This is a genomic window from Stenotrophomonas sp. YJH_SMC_101-4 (genome assembly GCF_059370395.1).
Window position 1 is genome coordinate 36,444 of the sequence record NZ_JCAFTP010000006.1, and the last position, 17,270, is coordinate 53,713.

Consider the following 17,270-nt stretch of genomic DNA (forward strand, 5'->3'; position numbering starts at 1 on the left):
GCGCGGTTGTAGAGCCGAGCCCACGCTCGGCTGATGCCACAGCAGCCGAGCGTGGGCTCGGCTCTACAGGCAGGATTCAATCCACGCAGATCATGCCCTGCGCCTTGCCCTCATCAATGCGCTGGCGGCATTCGAAGTTCTGGCGCACATCGCGCTGGCAGGTCCCGGTGGCGACGCTGCCGACAGTCACCTCGCCGCCGGCCAGGCACTGGCCCATGCAGTCGCTCTTGCGGCTGCAGGCCTTGCCGGCGTCGGCGTAAGGAATCACGCACTGTTCGCGCTGCAGCCGGCCCAGCCGCTGCAGGGTGCCGCCAGCGGCCTGGCAGTCGACGTCGCGCGCTTCGCGGTACGCCTCGGCCGCTTCGGGGCTGGTGGCTGCGGCGGATGCCGCCGCCGTATCGGCAGCCGGTGGTGTGCTGCTGCAGGCAGCAAGCAGCGCGGTCAGGACTAGGCTGGTGAAGCGGCGCAGGCGCATGACGATACCTGATCGAAGCGGACAGGCCGCCAGCATACGCATCGGCGATGCAGGCGGCGTGTCAGCGTGGCTCAGGCCTCGTCGCCGTCGCCTTCACTGCCCTCGTCCTCGGCGGCCGCATCACCCTTGGCCAGATCGCCGAGCAACGACTGTGCCTGTTCGGACGCCAGCGACTCCACGCCACGCAGGCGCCGTTCGATGGTGCGGGTCTTGCGGCTGGCCTCGCCGATGCTGCGACCCACCGTGGTGATCTGCTTCTCGGCCTTTTCGAGGATGCCGGCGAACTTGCCGAACTCGCTCTTCACCGCACCCAGCAGGCTCCACACCTCGCTGGAACGCTGCTCGATGGCCAGCGTGCGGAAGCCCATCTGCAGGCTGTTGAGCAGCGCGGTGACCGTGGTCGGGCCGGCCACCACCACGCGGTGCTCGCGCTGCAGCAGGTCGACCAGGCCCGGGCGCCGGATCACTTCGGCATACAGGCCCTCGGTGGGCAGGAACATCACCGCGAAGTCGGTGGTGTGCGGCGGCGCGATGTACTTGTCGCAGATCGACTTGGCCTGCACGCGCACCGCGCGTTCAAGCTGGATGCCCTGCAGGCGCACACCCTCGGCGTCTCCCTGTTCCTGCGCGTCCAGCAGGCGCTCGTAGTCCTCGCGCGGGAACTTGGAGTCGATCGGCAGCCACACCGGCGTGTCGTCGCTGCTGCGGCCCGGCAGGCGCACGGCGATATCGACCATCTCGCCACTATCCGGGCGCACCTTCACCGCACGCGCGTACTGCTCCTGGGTGAGCGTCTGCTCGAGGATGTTCTCCAGCTGCACTTCACCCCAGCTGCCACGGTTCTTGACGTTGGTCAGCACGCGCTTGAGGTCGCCGACGCCGGTGGCCAGCTGCTGCATTTCGCCGAGGCCACGCTGCACCTGTTCCAGGCGCTCGGAGACCAGCTTGAAGGAATTGCCCAGCCGCGTTTCCAGCGTGGACTGCAGCTTCTCGTCCACGGTGTGGCGCATCTGCTCCAGCTTCTGCGCGTTGTCGTTCTGCAGCGCGCGCAGCTGTTCTTCCAGCGTCGTGCGCATCTCGGCGATGCGCTGCTCGTTGCGCTGGGTCAGTTCCTGCAGGCGCAGGCCAAGGCTTTCGGTCAGGCGCTGCTGCGACTGCGCGCCCTCCTCGCGGCCCTTGCGTGCATCGTCCACCAGGGTCTGGCGCAGCGCGCCGAGCTGGGTATCGGTACGCCCGGTGAGCTCCTGCAGCTGCTGGCCAAACGCATGGATGCGCGCTTCCTGCTGCTGGCCGAAGGTCTCCAGCTGGCCCCGCAGTTCCTGCAGCCGCTGTCCCATCAACGCCGCGCCCCTCTGCTGGCTCTCGGCCGCTTCCGCGCGCGCCTTGCGGGCATCTTCGCCCAGCGCTTCGCGCAGCAGGTCCAGGCGCTGGTCGGTGCGGGTGGACAGATCGGTCAGCGCGCGGGCGAAGCCATCGAGCTGTTCGCGCAGTTCGCTGCGCCCGGCGCGCGCCTCCTCCCGCACCGCCTGCTCCAGGCGGTCGTGCGGCGGGCGGCGCAGCAGGGCGACCAGCTGCAGGATGAGCACGGCCAATAGAAGACCGCCAATGAGCAGATATTCGGTTTGCATGGGGCAAGTGTAGGCTGGCCGAGTCTCAGCTGCTGCGTCAGGACCATGCTCGCTCTGTACGGAAAGCCCACCTCCATCAATGTGCGCAAGGTGCTATGGCTGTGCGCCGGTCTGGACTTGCCCCTGCACCACGAACCGGCCCCCCCGCCGGACCTGCTGGCCGCGCTGAACCCCAACCGGCAGGTGCCGGTGCTGCGCGATGGCAACTTCGTGCTGTGGGAATCCAACAGCATCTGCCGCTACCTGGCCGCACGCGCCGGTCGCGAGGATCTGCTGCCACCTGCAGCGAAGGACCGGGCCCGGGTGGAGCAGTGGATGGACTGGCAGGCCAGCGACCTCAACAGCGCCTGGCGCCACGTGTTCATGGCGCGCGTACGCCAGCATCCGGACTACCCGGACGATGCCCGCGCCGAGGCCAGCCTGGCGCAGTGGAACCGGCTGATGGGTGTGCTTGAAGCCCAGCTGGCCGCCACCGATGCCTACGTGGCGGGCAGCACCTTCACCCTTGCAGATATCGTGCTGGGGCTGTCGACCCAACGCTGGCGCAGCACGCCGGGCAGCAAGCCCGCGCTGCCCCACCTCGTCGCATGGTTCGAGCGCCTGCGAGAGCAGCCCGGTTTCGCCGAACACGTCGACAACGGCGTGGCGTGAGCCGTGGTTCCCGCAGCTGTTGGTAGGTGTCGACCCTGGTCGACACGGCTGATCCACGCCATGCGTGGATGAAGCTCCGTAGAGCCGAGCCTATGCTCGGCTGACGCCCACGCGCGAACGGCAGCCGAGCGTGGGCTCGGCTCTACAGACAGCGTCTGCTCCTACCAGCCTTCCAGCACGATCTTGCCCTTGGCGCGATGGCTCTCCAGCAGCGCATGGGCACGGCGCAGGTTGGCTGCGTCGATGCGTCCGAAATGCTCGCCCAGGGTGGTCTGCAGCACGCCCGTGTCGATCAGCTCGGCCACCCGGTTCAACAGATCGTGCTGGCGCTGCATGTCGGCGGTGCGGTACAGCGGCCGGGTGAACATCGATTCCCAGTGCAGTGACAGCGCCTTGCGCTTGAGCGCCATCACATCCACCTGGCCCGGGTCATCGATCAGGCCGAGCTGGCCCTGCGGCGCCAGCAGCTCCACGATCTGCGCGTAGTGCTGGTCGGAGTGGGTCAGGCTGGCCACGTGCTGCACCTCGCTGATGCCGAGCCGTGCCAGGCCCTCGGCCAGCGGCAGGCTGTGGTCGATCACGTGGTGCGCGCCCATCGCGTAGACCCAGTCCTGGGTATCCGGACGCGAAGCGGTGCCGATCACGGTCAGCTTGGTCAGCTTCCGCGCCAGCTGCACCAGGATCGAACCGACACCACCGGCAGCACCGATCACCAGCAGGGCCTGGCCCTCGCCACCGCCCTCGGGAATACGCAGACGGTCGAACAGCAGCTCCCAGGCGGTGATCGCGGTCAGCGGCAACGCTGCGGCGGCCGCATCGTCGAGACTGGCCGGCTTGCGGCCGACGCTGCGCTCGTCCACCAGCTGGTATTCGGCATTGCTGCCCGGCCGGTCGATCACGCCCGCGTAGTAGACCGCATCGCCAGGCTGGAACAGGGTCACCTCGCTGCCCACCGCATCGACGATGCCGACCGCATCCCAGCCCAGCACGCGCGGGCCGTCGGTGGCCACGCCGCGGCGGACCTTGGTGTCGACCGGGTTCACCGCCACGGCACGCACCGCCACCCGCAGGTCGCGCGGGCCGGGCTGCGGCAGTTCCAGTTCGATGTCGATCAGGGCCCGGGCGTCGTCGATCGGCAGGCCGGCGTGGGTGTAGGCAATGGCGCGCATGGCAGCGGTCCAGTGGGGAAGGAGTGGACAGGTTGCGCCGCGCATGGCCGCTCAGAAAGGCGCAGAATCAGGCAGCACTTTCACTCCGGCAATGAAGATGATCCGCTTCGACGACCTGCAGTTGTTCGTCCGCACGGCCGCGCTGGGCAGCTTCTCGCAGGCCGCCCGCGAGGCTGATCTGTTACCCGGCCAGGTCGCTGCTGCCGTGGCGCGGCTGGAACGCGAGCTGGACCTGCGCCTGTTCGTGCGCACCACCCGCAGCCTGCGCCTGACCGGCGAGGGCGCGCTGTACCTGCCGTACGCGCAGGAGGTGCTGGCCACCCTGCGCGAGGGCCAGGCGCGCGTGCAGGGCGAGGACACCGAGCTGCACGGCACCCTGCAGCTGTCGGCGCCCTCGGACCTCGGCCGCAACCTGCTGCTGCCCTGGCTGAGCGCCTTCCGCGCCGCGCACCCACGGCTGCGCCTGCACCTGCGCCTGTCCGACGAAGTGGCTGATGTGTTCCGCGACCCGGTCGACGTGGCCATCCGCATCGGCCACTTCGACGACGCCAACTACGTCGCCCTGCCCCTGCTGGAAGGCAACCGGCGCGTACTCGCGGCCTCGCCCGGCTACCTGCAGCGGCGCGGTACGCCCACCCGCCTGGACGAGCTGCGTGAGCACGATTGCCTGGTCTACCAGCTCAGTGGCCGCGCCTACGATCGCTGGTCGTTCGAGGTCGACGGGCGCCGCAGCGTGATTCCGGTGCGCGGTCCGCTGGTCTGCGACGACGCCGATGTAGTGCGACGCTGGGCGGTGGCCGGCGAAGGCATCACCTACAAGTCCTGGCTGGACCTGCGCGAGGACGTGCTGGCCGGGCGCCTGCAGCTGCTGCTGGACGGTGTTGGCAGCAGCATCCCGCTGCAGCTGGTATGCCCGCACCGCAAGCAGTTCTCGCCAGCGGTACGGCAACTGCATGCGCAGCTGCGCCAGCACCTGCAACCGCTGCTGTCTGGCATGCCCGATGGCCTCGCCAGCCCCCTGTCGCCAAGTGCAGCACTGGCCGACAATGGCGGCCCCCCGTAAGAGAGAACGCCGCCATGCCGTGGATGGGCATCCAGGACCTGTGGACGTTTCTGGTCGCTGTGCTGGTGTTTCTCGCCCTGCCCGGCCCCGGCACCTTCACCCTGCTGACCGCCACCGGCCGGGGCGGCGTGCGTGGCGGCTACACCGCGCTGGCCGGCCTGCTGGTCGGCGACCAGATCCTGATGTGGCTGGCGCTGGCCGGTGTGGCCGCACTGCTGAAGGCCAACCCACTGGTGTTCCACGCCGTGCAGTACCTGGGTGCGGCCTACCTGGTGTGGGTGGGCATCAGCCTGCTGCGCACGCCCAAGCACGAGGGTGGCGACGCTGGCCCGATCCGCATGCAGCCCGGCCGCTATTTCCAGCAGGCGATCCTGGTCAGCCTGCTCAACCCGAAGGCGATCCTGTTCTACATGGCCTTCCTGCCGTTGTTCATCGATCCGAAGGCACACCAGGGCATCGCCACCTTCGCGGCACTGGCCGGCATCATCCTGGTGGTCAGCATCGGCTACTGCTCGATGCTGATCGGTGTGGGCAACCTGGCCCGTCGCCGGTTGATCCAGCACCCGCGGATCAGCGATGCGCTGCGCCGCGTGGCCGGCCTGTTCCTGGTGGGGTTCGGCATCCGGTTGGGGCTGAACGGATGATCCGGCGGCTGCTGGTGCTGGTGTTCATCGGGCTTCTGGCCGACACCGCAGCGGCCAGCGTGCAGGACCATCGCTGCCTCACCGGGGGCCGCAACGACGGCATCCACCTGCTGTGGCGCTGGCTGGACGATGGCAGCGCCGACGTGCAGTACGCCGGGCAGCGAGGCCGCCTGCAACTGCAACAGGTGTCGCAGGAAACGACGGTGCTGGCCGAAGACCGCCCGTACCAGTTCGACAGCGTCTGGGAAGAACGCATCGGTGGCCGCCTCAATGGGCGCTACTACCTGAGCACCCAGGGCGCGCACGTCTACGGTTTCAGCTACGAGCGCGCCCGCGACGGGCGACGTATCGAGTTCAACGAGGACGTCGAGGCGTGGCACGAGGATGGCTGCCATTGGCCGGGAGGCGTAGCGGCGCGCGTGGTCGATTGAAGCATGCCAACCAAGGTTGGCATCTACCGGTGGTGCATCTCCGCGCGCAGGTGATCGATGAACACCCGCAGCTTGGGCGCCATCTGCTCACGCGCGGGGTAGTACAGGTGGAAGCCGGGGAACGGCGGCTGCCAGTCCTGCAGCACGCTCTGCAGTCGCCCAGCGGCGATGTCGTCGGCCATCAGCGAAGCGAAGCCTTGGGCCATGCCCAGCCCCGCCAGCACAGCGTGATGGGCGACGCCGGCATCGTTGAACACCAGCCGCCCGCTCACTTCCACGTCCAGGTCGTGGCCTTCGCGGCTGAACTCCCAGGGCATCAGCCGGCCATTGGCCAGGCGGTGCACGATGCAGGCGTGGCCCTGCAGGTCATGCGGGGTCTGCGGCACGCCATGGCGTTCGAAATAGGCCGGCGTGGCCACCACCACCTGGCGCTCAGGTGGCCCGACCGGCACCGCGATCATGCCCTGTGCGAGTGATTCGCCGAGGCGGATGCCGGCGTCGAAGCCCTCGGCCACCAGATCGGTCAGCGCCGGGTCGACGCACAGTTCCACCTGCACCTGCGGGTAGCGCGCAAGGAAATCGGGCAGCCGCGGCAGGACCATGCGATCGGCGACGATGCGCGGCAGGGTCACACGCAGCCGCCCGGCAGGCACCGAGCGCGCGCTGTCCAGTTCGGCAAAGGCCTGGTCGATCTGGTCCAGGCCGCCGCGCACGCGCTGCAGGAAGCGCGCGCCGTGTTCGGTCAGGCTGACCCGCCGTGTGGTCCGCTGCAGCAGGCGCACGCCCATCCGCGCTTCCAGCGCGCGCACGCTCTGTGACAGCGCCGAGGTCGACACGCCCAGGGCATCGGCGGCGCGGGTAAAGCTGGCGTGCTCGGCCACGTGGACGAAGGCGACCACAGCGGTGAGGGGGACGGAGGCATCCATTGTGAAGCCAGTCTTCAAGGTAAGTCCGGTGGCACGCAGTTTATCCACATGATGACGTGGAGGATGCTGTGCCCCTCGCCGCTGCCCCTCCAGGCATGGCGCCTTCCCCAAGGAGATCCGCATGAAGACCCGTACTCTCGGCCGCGCCGGCCCCACCGTGTCCACCCTTGGCCTGGGCTGCATGGGCATGAGCGCCTACTACGGCGGCCGCGGCAGTGACGATGACGGCATTGCCGTCATCCGGCACGCGCTGGACCGGGGCGTGACCCTGCTCGACACCGCCGATGTGTATGGCCCGCACACCAACGAGGTGCTGGTCGGCCGCGCGATTGCCGGCCGCCGCAACCAGGTGTTCCTGGCCAGCAAGTTCGGTATCGGCCTGGACCCGACCGACCCGAAGGGGCGGCCGGTCAACGGCCACCCGGACTATGTGCAGGCCGCCTGCGAGGCCAGCCTGCGCCGCCTGGGCGTGGACCACATCGACCTGTACTACCAGCACCGCGTCGACCCGACCGTGCCGATCGAGGACACCGTAGGTGCGATGGCACGCCTGGTGGAACAGGGCAAGGTGCGCTGGCTGGGCCTGTCCGAGGCCTCGGCGGCCACCCTCCGCCGTGCCCATGCGGTCCACCCGATCACGGCGGTGCAGAGCGAGTACTCGCTGTGGTCGCGCGATCCGGAGCAGAACGGAGTGCTGGCCACCACGGCGGAACTGGGCATCGGCTTCGTGCCGTATTCGCCGCTGGGCCGTGGCTTCCTGACCGGCGCCATCCGCAGCCCGGACGACTTCGACGCCGACGATTACCGGCGCACCTCGCCCCGCTTCGAAGGCGAAAACTTCCAGCGCAACCTTGCACTGGTGGACACCGTACAGACGCTGGCCGCCGAGCGCGGCATCGCCGCCTCGCAGCTGGCGCTGGCCTGGGTGCTGTCGCGCGGCGAGCACATCGTGCCGATTCCGGGCACGACGCGGCGGGTACGGCTGGACGAGAACCTCGGTGCGCTGCAGGTGGAACTGGATGCGGCCACGCTGGACGCACTGGATGCGGCCTTCCCGCCGCATGCCGCGGCCGGTGAGCGCTATTCGGTCAGCGGCATGGCCAACATCCAGTCGTAGCAGCGGCCGGGACCAATGCACACCGGTGGCTGCCGCCGGATTGTGCCGATTCCGGCAGCCTGGCCGGGGCGCAGCGCGCGCCCCGCTATGCATGACCCCCGTCAGTGGTAATGCTGCGCTGCGTTCGGTCACACTCGGGAACTTGTCGTTCTTAGTCACCCCTTCCGAGGCCTGCATGTCCCTGTTCCGGCGCAAGTCCCTAGATTCCGTCACCGTCCACGAAGCCGGCAGGCGCCTGATCCCCACGCTCAGCTGGCCGCACCTGATCGCGCTGGGCATCGGCGCCATCGTCGGTACCGGCATCTATACGCTGATCGGCGTGGGTGCCAACCTGGCCGGCCCGGCCGTGCTGATCTCCTTCGCCATCGCCGGTGCCGTCTGCGCCTGTGCGGCGCTGTCCTACGCCGAGCTGTCGACGATGATGCCTGCCGCCGGCAGTGCCTACACCTACAGCTACAGCGCGCTGGGCGAAGTGTTCGCCTGGGTGGTGGGCTGGAGCCTGATCCTGGAGTACTCGCTGGTGGTGAGTACGGTGGCGGTGGGCTGGTCCGGCTACTTCGTCGGCTTCCTCGAATGGGTCCATACCCAGTTCGGCTGGAACGTGCACCTGCCGGCCTGGCTGGCGGCCGGCCCGCATGTGGAAGGCGGCATGATCAATCTGCCGGCGATCATCATCACCTGGCTGGTGGCCGGCATGCTGATGGCCGGCACCAAGGAGAGCGCGACGCTCAACGCCATCCTGGTCGTGTTCAAACTGATCGCGCTGGCCATCTTCGTGGCCGTGGCCCTGCCTGCGTTCGACAGCGCCAACCTGCAGCCGTTCATGCCCTACGGTTTCGCCAAGTCGATGGGCCCTGATGGCGTCGAGCACGGCGTGATGGCGGCAGCGGCCATCATCTTCTTCGCCTTCTACGGCTTCGATGCGATCTCCACCGCCGCCGAGGAAACCAAGAACCCGGGCCGCGACCTGTCGATCGGCATCATCGGTTCGATGATCGGCTGCACCATCGTCTACGTGCTGGTGGCGCTGGCCGCCGTGGGTGCGATGAGCTACGCGGTGTTCGGCCACAGCGCCGAGCCGCTGGCCCTGATCATGCGCCAGCTGGGCCATCCGACCGCGGCGATGGTGATCGGCGTAATCGCGATCATCGCCCTGCCGACCGTGCTGTTGGCCTTCCTGTACGGCCAGAGCCGCATCTTCTTCGTGATGAGCCGCGATGGCCTGCTGCCGCGTCGCCTGTCCAAGGTGAACGCACGTACCGGCACGCCGGTGGCGACCACGCTGTTCACTGCGGTGGTGGTGTCGGCGCTGGCCGGTGTCGCCCGCCTGGACGAGATCGCCGCACTGGCCAACGCCGGTACCCTGGCCGCGTTCACTGCGGTAGGCATCTGCCTGGTGGTGCTGCGCCTGCGCGAGCCCAACCGCGAACGCACGTTCCGTACGCCGCTGGCCTTCGTGGTCGGCCCGCTGGCCGCGCTGGGCTGCATCTACCTGTTCATCAGCCTGCCGCATACCACCCAGCTGTACTTCCTGCTGTGGAACGTGGCCGGCCTGGTGCTGTACTTCCTGTACAGCCGTCGCCACGCGCTGATCGCGAAATAAGGGCGCCGCCGGGCATGGCCCGGCGCCCCTCTGTAGAGTCGAGCACCACTCGACTCTACGGAGCAGCGGCGTACTCCTGCGCCTGGCGCATCACCCGCAGCAGGTTGCCGCCCCAGATGCCGGCAATCTGCTTCTCGGTATAGCCCTTGCGCAGCAGCCACGCGGTGATCTTCGGCAGCTGGCTGACATCGGGCAGGTCACTCAGGCCACCGCCGCCATCCCAGTCCAGGCCAATGCCCACGTGCTCGGGGCCGACCACCTTGAGGATGTGCTCGAAGTGGGCGAAGAAATCGTCCAGGCTGGCATGGCGCACTGGATGCTCGTGGTCCAGCGCCTGCTCGGCCTTCAGCAGGGCAACGCCCTGTTCGATGCCCATGCCTTCCCAGCCACCCAGCTGTTTGCTCAGCGCTTCCTCGGCCTGCTTGCGCTCGGGCGTCTTTGCGGTGTCGATCAGGTAACCGCCATAGGCATTCACCTGGATCACGCCGCCGGCCTTGGCCAGCTTGCGCAGGCGCGCGTCGTCGAGATTGCGCGGGTGGTCGTAGACCGCCTTGGCCGAACTGTGCGACAGCACGAACGGTACCGGCATCATTGCCAGCAGGTCATCGAACACCGCGTCCGACGCATGTGACTGGTCGATCACGATGCCCAGCTTCACCGCCTGCCGCACCAGCTCCTTGCCGGCCGGGCTAAGTCCTTTCCATTCCGCGCCCTTGGGGTCGGTGGCCGAATCGGCGAACTCGTTGTTGGCGAAGTGCACGGTGCTGAGCAGGCGCAGGCCGGCGCGGTGGTAGAACGAGAGCAGGCTGGAATCGGCCACCAGCGGGCTGGCGTTTTCCATGCTGATGTAGACCACGCGCTTGCCGGCAGCCTTGATCCGCGCCGCGTCATCGGCGGTCAATGCCAGCGCGAAACGCTCGGGATTGGCGGCCAGCATTTCGCGGATCTCCAGCAGCCGCTGCAGGCCGTGGTCACGCTCGGCCAGATGGGCGGCGGCGGTGCGATCGCCCTGGTCGGTGTAGATCGCCCAGAAACCGCCGTCCAGCGCGCCTTCGACCATGCGCGGGTAGTCCACCTGCGAGAGCGCGTTGCGGTCGTGGCGCTGCTCGATGTCGAAGCCGCTGCGGCCGAAATTGGCCGGCGTATCCAGATGGCTGTCGAGGGTGACCAGGCGCTGCTGCAGGGCCTTGGCGCGGGCCAGTTCCTGTGCGCTGAACTCGATGGCATGAGCCGACAGCGGCGCGCACAGCGCCAGGGCAAGCACGACGGACAGGTGGCGCAACGATGGCATGGGCTCTCACCGGCAATGGGAAGAGCCCGACCATAGCGCTGCGGCCGCGCATTGGGTAGCGCCGGGCCACGCCCGGCGGATCTTGAGGCTGTCAGGCAGATCAGCCGAGCATGGGCTCGGCTCTACAGCGTCCCGCGGTCAATCCACCACGCGGCAGAACACGGCCTTGAGGTAACGCGATTCCTGCACGTGGGCCATGAACGGATGGTCCGGACCCGCACCAGCGACCTTCAGGATCTGGATCGTGCGGCCAGAGAAGTAGGCCGCGCGGCGCAGCATGTCGAGGAACTGGTCCTCGGCCACCAGGCCGGTGCACGAGAACGTGGCGAACAGGCCGCCCGGCTTCACCACGCCCAGCGCCAGCTTGTTCATGTCCAGGTACTTCTTCAGCGCGGTGATGACCTGGTCGCGGTCGCGGGTCATCTTCGCCGGGTCCAGGATCACCACGTCGTACTGCTCGCCGCGGTTGGCGGCATCGCGCAGCCACGGGAAGATGTCGGACTGGACGAACTTCGGGCGCACGTTGTTCAGGCGCGAATTGCCCTTGGCGATCTGGATGACGTCTTCATCGATGTCGATGCCGACCACTTCCGAAGCACCACGCGCCGCCGCATACACGGCGAAACCGCCGGTGTTGCAGCACAGGTCCAGCACGCTCTTGCCTTCCACCTGCCGGCTCAGCCACTCGCGGTTCTCGCGCTGGTCGGCGAAGAAACCGGTCTTGTGCGCACCGGCCGGGTCGGCGCGGAACTTGATGCCGTACTCGGTGATCACCGACGCTTCGGTGGTGGTGTTGCCGTGGAAGTCGAAACTTTCCTGCTTCTGCACGTGCTCGTCGGCGAAGCTGTGGAAGCGGCAGCCCGGGAACTGCTCGCGCAGGGCGTCGTAGATCCACTCGCGATGGCGGAACATGCCGGCGGCGAAGAACTCGACCACCACCAGATCACCGTAGCGGTCGACCACCAGGCCGGACAGGCCGTCGCCTTCGCTGTGCACCACGCGCCAGGCATCGGACACCGCATCGAGCTTGAGCACCTCACGGCGCAGCGACACCGCCTGGGCGATCTTGCGCGAGAACCAGCCGGCATCCACCGGCACGTTCTGATCGGTTTCGAGGATGCGCACGGCGATGCGCGAGTGCCCGTTGTAGAACCCGCGGCCAATGAACTCACCATCGATGCCAACCACGTCGACGATGGAACCGGGCTTGGGCCGGACGGTCGGCTTCTCGACCAGTTTCTGGAAGATCCACGGGTGGCTGGAACGCCACGCATTCTTGAGGCGGACAATCGGAAGGGGGGTATTCATCCACCTATTGTAAACCGGGCGCCGGGGTCAGATTCCCGTAGGGGCTCTGCCCCCGGCCGGTATGCCAACCAAGGTTGGCATCTACCAGAGCGGGGGTGCGGAGCCCGGTTGGGGATCCGACCCCAATGCAGGGGCATTTGACGGCGGCCCGGCCAGGCCGCAGAATCGGCGTCAGAAGGGGAGTAGCTCCCAGACGTTGTCGCCGTCATTTCGAGCCCGCAGGCTCCGGTGCAACGGCAGTTCCAGCCGACTGGGACTGCGAGCGAGACCTTCGCCGTACTGGCGAAGCTCTGTCCCTGGATCCCCCTCCCGATCCTCCGTTGCAGATCCTCGCCGTCCGGCCTGGCATTCATCTTTCCAACGGACATTCCCAATGCAGACGATCGGTAACGTGTGGTTGTGGGGCGGCTTCGCAGCGGTGGTGGTCATCGCACTGCTGGTCGACCTCGTGTTGATGCGCCATGGTGGACCGCACAAGGTCACCTTCAAGGAGGCCTTGTGGTGGTCCATCGGCTGGGTCGCGCTGGCCCTGCTGTTCAATGCGGGCCTCTGGTACTACCTGAATGAGACTGCCGGCCAGGTGGTGGCCAACAAGGTCGGCCTCGAATTCCTGACCGGTTACCTGGTCGAGAAGGCGCTGGCAGTCGACAACATCTTTGTCTTCCTGATGATCATGAGCTACTTCGCAGTGCCGGAAGAACAGCGCCAGAAGGTGCTGATCATCGGCATCCTGGGCGCGATCGTGCTGCGTACGATCATGATCTTCGCCGGTAGTGTGCTGATCAGCCAGTTCCATTGGCTGCTCTACGTGTTCGGTGCCTTCCTGCTGTTCACCGGCTGGAAGATGTGGTTCGCCGCCGGCCAGGAGCCGGACCTGGAGACCAACCCGGCCCTGCGCTGGATGCGCAAGCACCTGCGCCTGCTGCCGGACTACGCGGGCAACGCGCTGAGCGTGAAGCGCGATGGCGTGCGCTGGTTCACCCCGCTGTTCGCGGTGCTGATCCTGATCGCGGTCACCGACGTGATCTTCGCGGTGGACAGCATCCCGGCGATCTTCGCGATCACCACCGACCCGTTCATCGTGCTCACCTCCAACGTGTTCGCGGTGCTGGGCCTGCGTGCGATGTTCTTCCTGCTGGCCGGCATGGCCGACCGCTTCCACCTGCTGCCGTATGGCCTGGCACTGGTGCTGGGCTTCATCGGCATCAAGATGATGATCATCGACCTGTTCAAGATCCCGACCCCGGTGTCGCTGGGCGTGGTGGCGGTGATCATCGCCGCCACCGTGGTACTGAGCCTGAAGTACCCGCCGAAGGAAGGCGAAGGCCAGGCCTGAGCCCGACCCGCTGGATGGCGCGGCCGGTGGGATTGTCCCGCCGGCCGTTTCCACTCTCCCGCCGCGGTGGCCTTGGTTTCACGCCAACCACCGCCATTGCTGAGGTATGAACAACAACGCGCCCCTGCCCGCTGGCGACGTGCCGGCCCCCCGCAATGACCGCTCGCGCATCCTGCGGGCGTTCAATGCCAGCCTGGCCGCCGTGCTGGTGCTGGTGGCCGTGTTCGCGCTGCAGGGCACGTTCGACTGGCGACCGTGGGCGGTCGCGCCGCTGGAAGCCAAGGGCCTGCTTGGCCTGATCGGCGGCCCGATGCTGCATGCCTCGGTCGAGCACATCGTCGCCAACAGCATTGCGATCCTGATCCTCGGCACGCTGGCCGGCAGCGTCTACCCGAAAGCCACCGTTCGCGCGCTGCCCCTGCTGTGGCTGGGCTCGGGCATCGGCGCGTGGATGCTTGGCAATCCGGGCAGCGTGCACCTGGGCGCCAGTGGCGTGACCCATGGCCTGATGTTCCTGCTGGCCAGCCTGGGCCTGCTGCGCCGCGATCGCGCGGCGATTGCCACCGGCCTGATCGGCATGCTGTTCTACGGCGGCATGCTGATGACCATCCTGCCGCACGCCGACGGCGTGTCCTGGCAGTCGCACATGGGCGGCGCCTTCGCCGGCATCATCGCCGCGCTGCTGTTCCGCAATGCCGACCCGCTACCGCCGCGCCCGCGCTACAGCTGGGAAGACGAGGAAGAAGACATCGAACCGCTGCCCGACGACGAGCTGGAGCCGCCGTCACCGCAGCGCGTGCCGGTGCTGTGGCAGCCGCGCGAAGGCCAGGACTACGTGGTGATCCCGTTCCGCCGGCCGGACGAGCCGCGCAGCTAGGTGACGGTAGTGCCGGCCGCTGGCCGGCAACCTCATGACCCAGTAGTGGCCGACCTTGGTCGGCGCGGTTGTTGTGTGCCAACCAAGGTTGGCACCTACCGGAGCACACCGGCACCCCGGGTAGCGCCGGCCCATGCCCGGCCGCGTTGATCGCTCAGTTCCCTGCCGCGCCCGTGCCATCCACCGCCTGCCTGCCCAGTGCCGGGTCGTCGGTGAAGAAGGCATCGATGCCGGTGGCCAGGTAGGCACGCATTTCGGCGATCGATCCCTCTGCATTGCGCGCGTTGTCGGCCCCCTTGCGCAGGTTGCTGGCCTGGAAGTGGTTCTCCGGGCGGAAGGTGTACGGAATCACCATCAGGCCCACCGCATGCGCATCGCGCACCAGCGTGGTCGGCGTGCCCAGTGCGCCCTTGTCATCCAGCGGAATGATCGAGCGCAGCTCCGGGCCGATGCTGTCGGCGTAGCTGGCGATATCCTTCAGTCCGGCCGGCGTCATCATCTGCGCGTAGGTCAGCGTGCCACCGGCCTTGGCGATGTCGGTCGGCTGGGTGTCGCCCTTCCACAGCAGCTGCAGCAGGCGGATGTTGCTGCCACGCGGGATCTTGCCGCGCAGGTAACGCAGGTTGGCGGTCTCGAACGACTGGATGGTGACCGGGCCGACGTTGGTATAGGCGTTGCCGCGCAGCGCGGCCAGCAGCTTGTCTTCCATCGGCAGGCCGATCGACTGGAAGTAGGTCGGGTGCTTGATCTCCGGCACCAGGCCGATGCCGCGGTTGGCGCGGCCGGCCTGCTGGACCAGGAAGGCCAGGATCTCGTCCAGGCTGGCGATGCGGAACTGGCCGTCGTAGGCCGTGCTGCGCAGCTCCGGCAGGCGCTCGCGCGCGTACAGGGTCTTCAGCTCGGCCAGAGTGAAGTCTTCGGTGAACCAGCCGTCGACCTTCTGCCCGTCGATGACCTTGCTGGTGCGGCGGCTGGCGAACTCCGGATGCGAGGCGACGTCGGTGGTGCCACCGATCTCGTTCTCGTGGCGGGCCACCATCACCCCGTCCTTGGTCATCACCAGGTCCGGTTCGATGTAGTCGGCGCCATCGGCGATCGCCTGGGCGTAGGCCGCCAGGGTGTGCTCCGGCAACAGCGCGCTTGCGCCGCGATGGCCGTAGACCGACACCTTGTGCGCGGCCGGGGTGGAGGATTCAGCACTCATGGCCACCGATGGTGCCACGGCCAGCGACAACAGCAACGCACAACCCCACGACTTCACTGCGACTTCCCCAAGCGGTATGTGATGGGCGTCAGTATGCGGCGGCAATGTGACAGGTGGGGGAAGCCTGCATCTGTAGAGCCGAGCCCATGCTCGGCTGATTGGAAGAACAGCCGAGCATGGGCTCGGCTCTACAGTTACTTCCCGATGCAGAAACTGGAGAAGATCCTTCCCAGCAGGTCATCGGCACTCATCTGCCCGGTGATCTCGCCCAGCGCGTCATGCGCCAGCCGTAGTTCCTCAGCAGCCAGTTCCAGGTGCTCATGCGCCAGCTCGCCATCGGCGCGCTGCGCGTGTTCCTGCGCACGCTCGATTGCATCCACATGCCGCGTGCGCGCCGAGAACTCGCCATCCACCTGCTCCCCTGCCCCGGCCGATGCGATCGAACGCAGGCGCGCGTGCAGATCCTCCAGGCCGGCACCGGTCGCAGCGGAGACGAACACGCGGTCCGGATCGTCCAGCGCCGGCAGCACATCGAGCAGATCCGATTTGTTATGGATGTAGACCTTGTGCGGCACCGCTGCCACGGCCTCGCCCAGCGCGGCTTCACCCGCCGCCGGATCGCGCGCATCCAGCACGATCAGGGCCAGGTCGGTGCGCTCGATCTCCACATGGGCGCGGCGCATGCCTTCGCGTTCGATGGCGTCACCGCCGTCGCGCAGGCCGGCGGTGTCGACCAGGGTCAGCTCCAGGCCATCCAGGCGGATGGTCTCGCGCAGGGTGTCGCGGGTGGTGCCGGCGATGTCGGTAACGATGGCGCGTTCGCTGCCGGCCAGTGCGTTCAGCAGTGAGCTCTTGCCGGCATTCGGCGGACCGATCAGCACGGCATGCAGGCCATCGCGCAGGCGGCGGCCACGTTCGGCGTCGCGGCGCAGCAGGGCCAGGTCGCTGCGCGCCTGTTCCAGGCCACGCCGCACCTGCGCGCCGCCGAGGGTATCCAGCGGTTCGTCGGCGAAGTCGATGGCCGCTTCCACATGGATCCGCAGCAGCACCAGCTGCTCGACCACAGCGTCGATGCGGCGCGAGAACACGCCGTCCAGCGAGCGACGTGCCGCGCGCGCCGCGCGGTTGTCGCCGGCCGCGATCAGGTCGGCGATGGCTTCGGCCTGGGCCAGGTCGAGCTTGCCGTTGAGGAACGCGCGTTCGCTGAACTCGCCCGGCCGCGCCTGGCGCGCACCGAGCGCGATGCAGCGCGCGACCAGTTGCTGCAGCAGGACCGGACTGCCGTGGCCCTGCAGTTCCACCACCTCTTCGCCGGTGAAGCTGTTCGGTGCCGGGAACCACAGCACGATGCCATCGTCGATGACCTCGCCATCGGCGTCGCGCAGGCGTGCGTAGTGCGCATGGCGCGGACGCAGTGCAGGCGCACCCAACGCGTTGGCGATGGCTGCTGCGCGCGGACCGGACAGGCGCAGCAGGCCGACACCGCCCGCGCCGGGGGCACTGGCGATGGCCACGATGGTATCGGTGCGGATTGCATCATTCATGGC

At 67.9% G+C, this 17,270-nt stretch carries 16 protein-coding genes; 8 read left to right on the forward strand and 8 right to left on the reverse strand.

Going from position 1 to position 17,270, the window contains the following annotated elements; all coding sequences use genetic code 11:
- Window positions 1-76: 76 nt before the first annotated feature.
- Window positions 77-475 carry a hypothetical protein gene (locus tag AC5P8D_RS18795; protein WP_313208645.1) on the reverse strand — a complete coding sequence of 133 codons (399 nt, stop codon included), beginning with the start codon at window positions 473-475 and terminating at the stop codon, window positions 77-79.
- 71 nt (window positions 476-546) lie between these two features.
- A complete protein-coding gene (locus tag AC5P8D_RS18800; RefSeq protein ID WP_241874153.1) occupies window positions 547-2,103 on the reverse strand; it encodes a DNA recombination protein RmuC in 1,557 nt (518 codons plus the stop codon).
- Between the two features lie 45 nt (window positions 2,104-2,148).
- On the opposite strand from AC5P8D_RS18800, the gene AC5P8D_RS18805 reads away from it, so the two are divergent.
- Window positions 2,149-2,754: a glutathione S-transferase family protein gene (locus AC5P8D_RS18805; RefSeq protein ID WP_329759972.1), complete on the forward strand. Its 606-nt coding sequence runs from the start codon at window positions 2,149-2,151 to the stop codon at window positions 2,752-2,754.
- A 161-nt stretch (window positions 2,755-2,915) separates the two neighbouring features.
- Here AC5P8D_RS18805 and AC5P8D_RS18810 read toward each other — a convergent pair whose 3' ends face one another.
- On the reverse strand, window positions 2,916-3,923 hold the full coding sequence (locus tag AC5P8D_RS18810) for a zinc-binding alcohol dehydrogenase family protein (protein WP_010487464.1): 1,008 nt from the start codon (window positions 3,921-3,923) through the stop codon (window positions 2,916-2,918).
- Between the two features lie 91 nt (window positions 3,924-4,014).
- Here AC5P8D_RS18810 and AC5P8D_RS18815 point away from each other — a divergent pair, with 91 nt between their 5' ends.
- From AC5P8D_RS18815 to AC5P8D_RS18825, 3 genes are read left to right on the forward strand one after another with little or no spacing between them, the layout of a single operon-like run.
- On the forward strand, window positions 4,015-4,986 hold the full coding sequence (locus tag AC5P8D_RS18815) for a LysR family transcriptional regulator (RefSeq protein WP_057503110.1): 972 nt from the start codon (window positions 4,015-4,017) through the stop codon (window positions 4,984-4,986).
- Window positions 4,987-5,000: 14 nt separating this feature from the next.
- Complete coding sequence (gene leuE, locus AC5P8D_RS18820) at window positions 5,001-5,630, forward strand: leucine efflux protein LeuE (RefSeq protein WP_010487461.1); 630 nt, start codon at window positions 5,001-5,003, stop codon at window positions 5,628-5,630.
- Entirely contained in the window at window positions 5,627-6,061 is a 435-nt protein-coding gene (locus AC5P8D_RS18825; protein ID WP_010487459.1) for a hypothetical protein, read from the forward strand. Before leuE ends, AC5P8D_RS18825 begins: the two co-directional genes overlap by 4 nt.
- Before the next feature lie 23 nt (window positions 6,062-6,084).
- Here the strand turns inward: AC5P8D_RS18825 and AC5P8D_RS18830 are convergent, their stop codons facing one another.
- Complete coding sequence (locus AC5P8D_RS18830; protein WP_029380155.1) at window positions 6,085-6,987, reverse strand: LysR family transcriptional regulator; 903 nt, start codon at window positions 6,985-6,987, stop codon at window positions 6,085-6,087.
- 121 nt (window positions 6,988-7,108) lie between these two features.
- Here AC5P8D_RS18830 and AC5P8D_RS18835 point away from each other — a divergent pair, with 121 nt between their 5' ends.
- Together AC5P8D_RS18835 and AC5P8D_RS18840 are read left to right on the forward strand one after the other, a co-directional pair.
- Window positions 7,109-8,104 carry an aldo/keto reductase gene (locus tag AC5P8D_RS18835; protein ID WP_010487455.1) on the forward strand — a complete coding sequence of 332 codons (996 nt, stop codon included), beginning with the start codon at window positions 7,109-7,111 and terminating at the stop codon, window positions 8,102-8,104.
- A gap of 175 nt (window positions 8,105-8,279) precedes the next feature.
- Window positions 8,280-9,707, forward strand: coding sequence for an amino acid permease (locus AC5P8D_RS18840; protein ID WP_010487453.1), 1,428 nt, complete (start codon window positions 8,280-8,282; stop codon window positions 9,705-9,707).
- Between the two features lie 55 nt (window positions 9,708-9,762).
- Here the strand turns inward: AC5P8D_RS18840 and AC5P8D_RS18845 are convergent, their stop codons facing one another.
- On the reverse strand, window positions 9,763-10,998 hold the full coding sequence (locus tag AC5P8D_RS18845) for a dipeptidase (RefSeq protein ID WP_019336826.1): 1,236 nt from the start codon (window positions 10,996-10,998) through the stop codon (window positions 9,763-9,765).
- Window positions 10,999-11,136: 138 nt separating this feature from the next.
- A complete protein-coding gene (locus AC5P8D_RS18850) occupies window positions 11,137-12,306 on the reverse strand; it encodes a class I SAM-dependent rRNA methyltransferase (RefSeq protein WP_043397689.1) in 1,170 nt (389 codons plus the stop codon).
- Between the two features lie 373 nt (window positions 12,307-12,679).
- Between AC5P8D_RS18850 and AC5P8D_RS18855 the strand changes: the two genes are divergently transcribed.
- Together AC5P8D_RS18855 and AC5P8D_RS18860 are read left to right on the forward strand one after the other, a co-directional pair.
- Window positions 12,680-13,642, forward strand: a complete 963-nt coding sequence (locus AC5P8D_RS18855; protein ID WP_010487446.1) for a TerC family protein — start codon at window positions 12,680-12,682, stop codon at window positions 13,640-13,642.
- A gap of 106 nt (window positions 13,643-13,748) precedes the next feature.
- Entirely contained in the window at window positions 13,749-14,519 is a 771-nt protein-coding gene (locus AC5P8D_RS18860; protein WP_010487444.1) for a rhomboid family intramembrane serine protease, read from the forward strand.
- 154 nt (window positions 14,520-14,673) lie between these two features.
- Here the strand turns inward: AC5P8D_RS18860 and AC5P8D_RS18865 are convergent, their stop codons facing one another.
- Together AC5P8D_RS18865 and mnmE are read right to left on the reverse strand one after the other, a co-directional pair.
- Window positions 14,674-15,780: a glycerophosphodiester phosphodiesterase gene (locus AC5P8D_RS18865; protein WP_126560798.1), complete on the reverse strand. Its 1,107-nt coding sequence runs from the start codon at window positions 15,778-15,780 to the stop codon at window positions 14,674-14,676.
- A gap of 137 nt (window positions 15,781-15,917) precedes the next feature.
- Window positions 15,918-17,267, reverse strand: coding sequence for a tRNA uridine-5-carboxymethylaminomethyl(34) synthesis GTPase MnmE (gene mnmE, locus AC5P8D_RS18870; protein WP_100447237.1), 1,350 nt, complete (start codon window positions 17,265-17,267; stop codon window positions 15,918-15,920).
- Window positions 17,268-17,270: the final 3 nt, after the last annotated feature.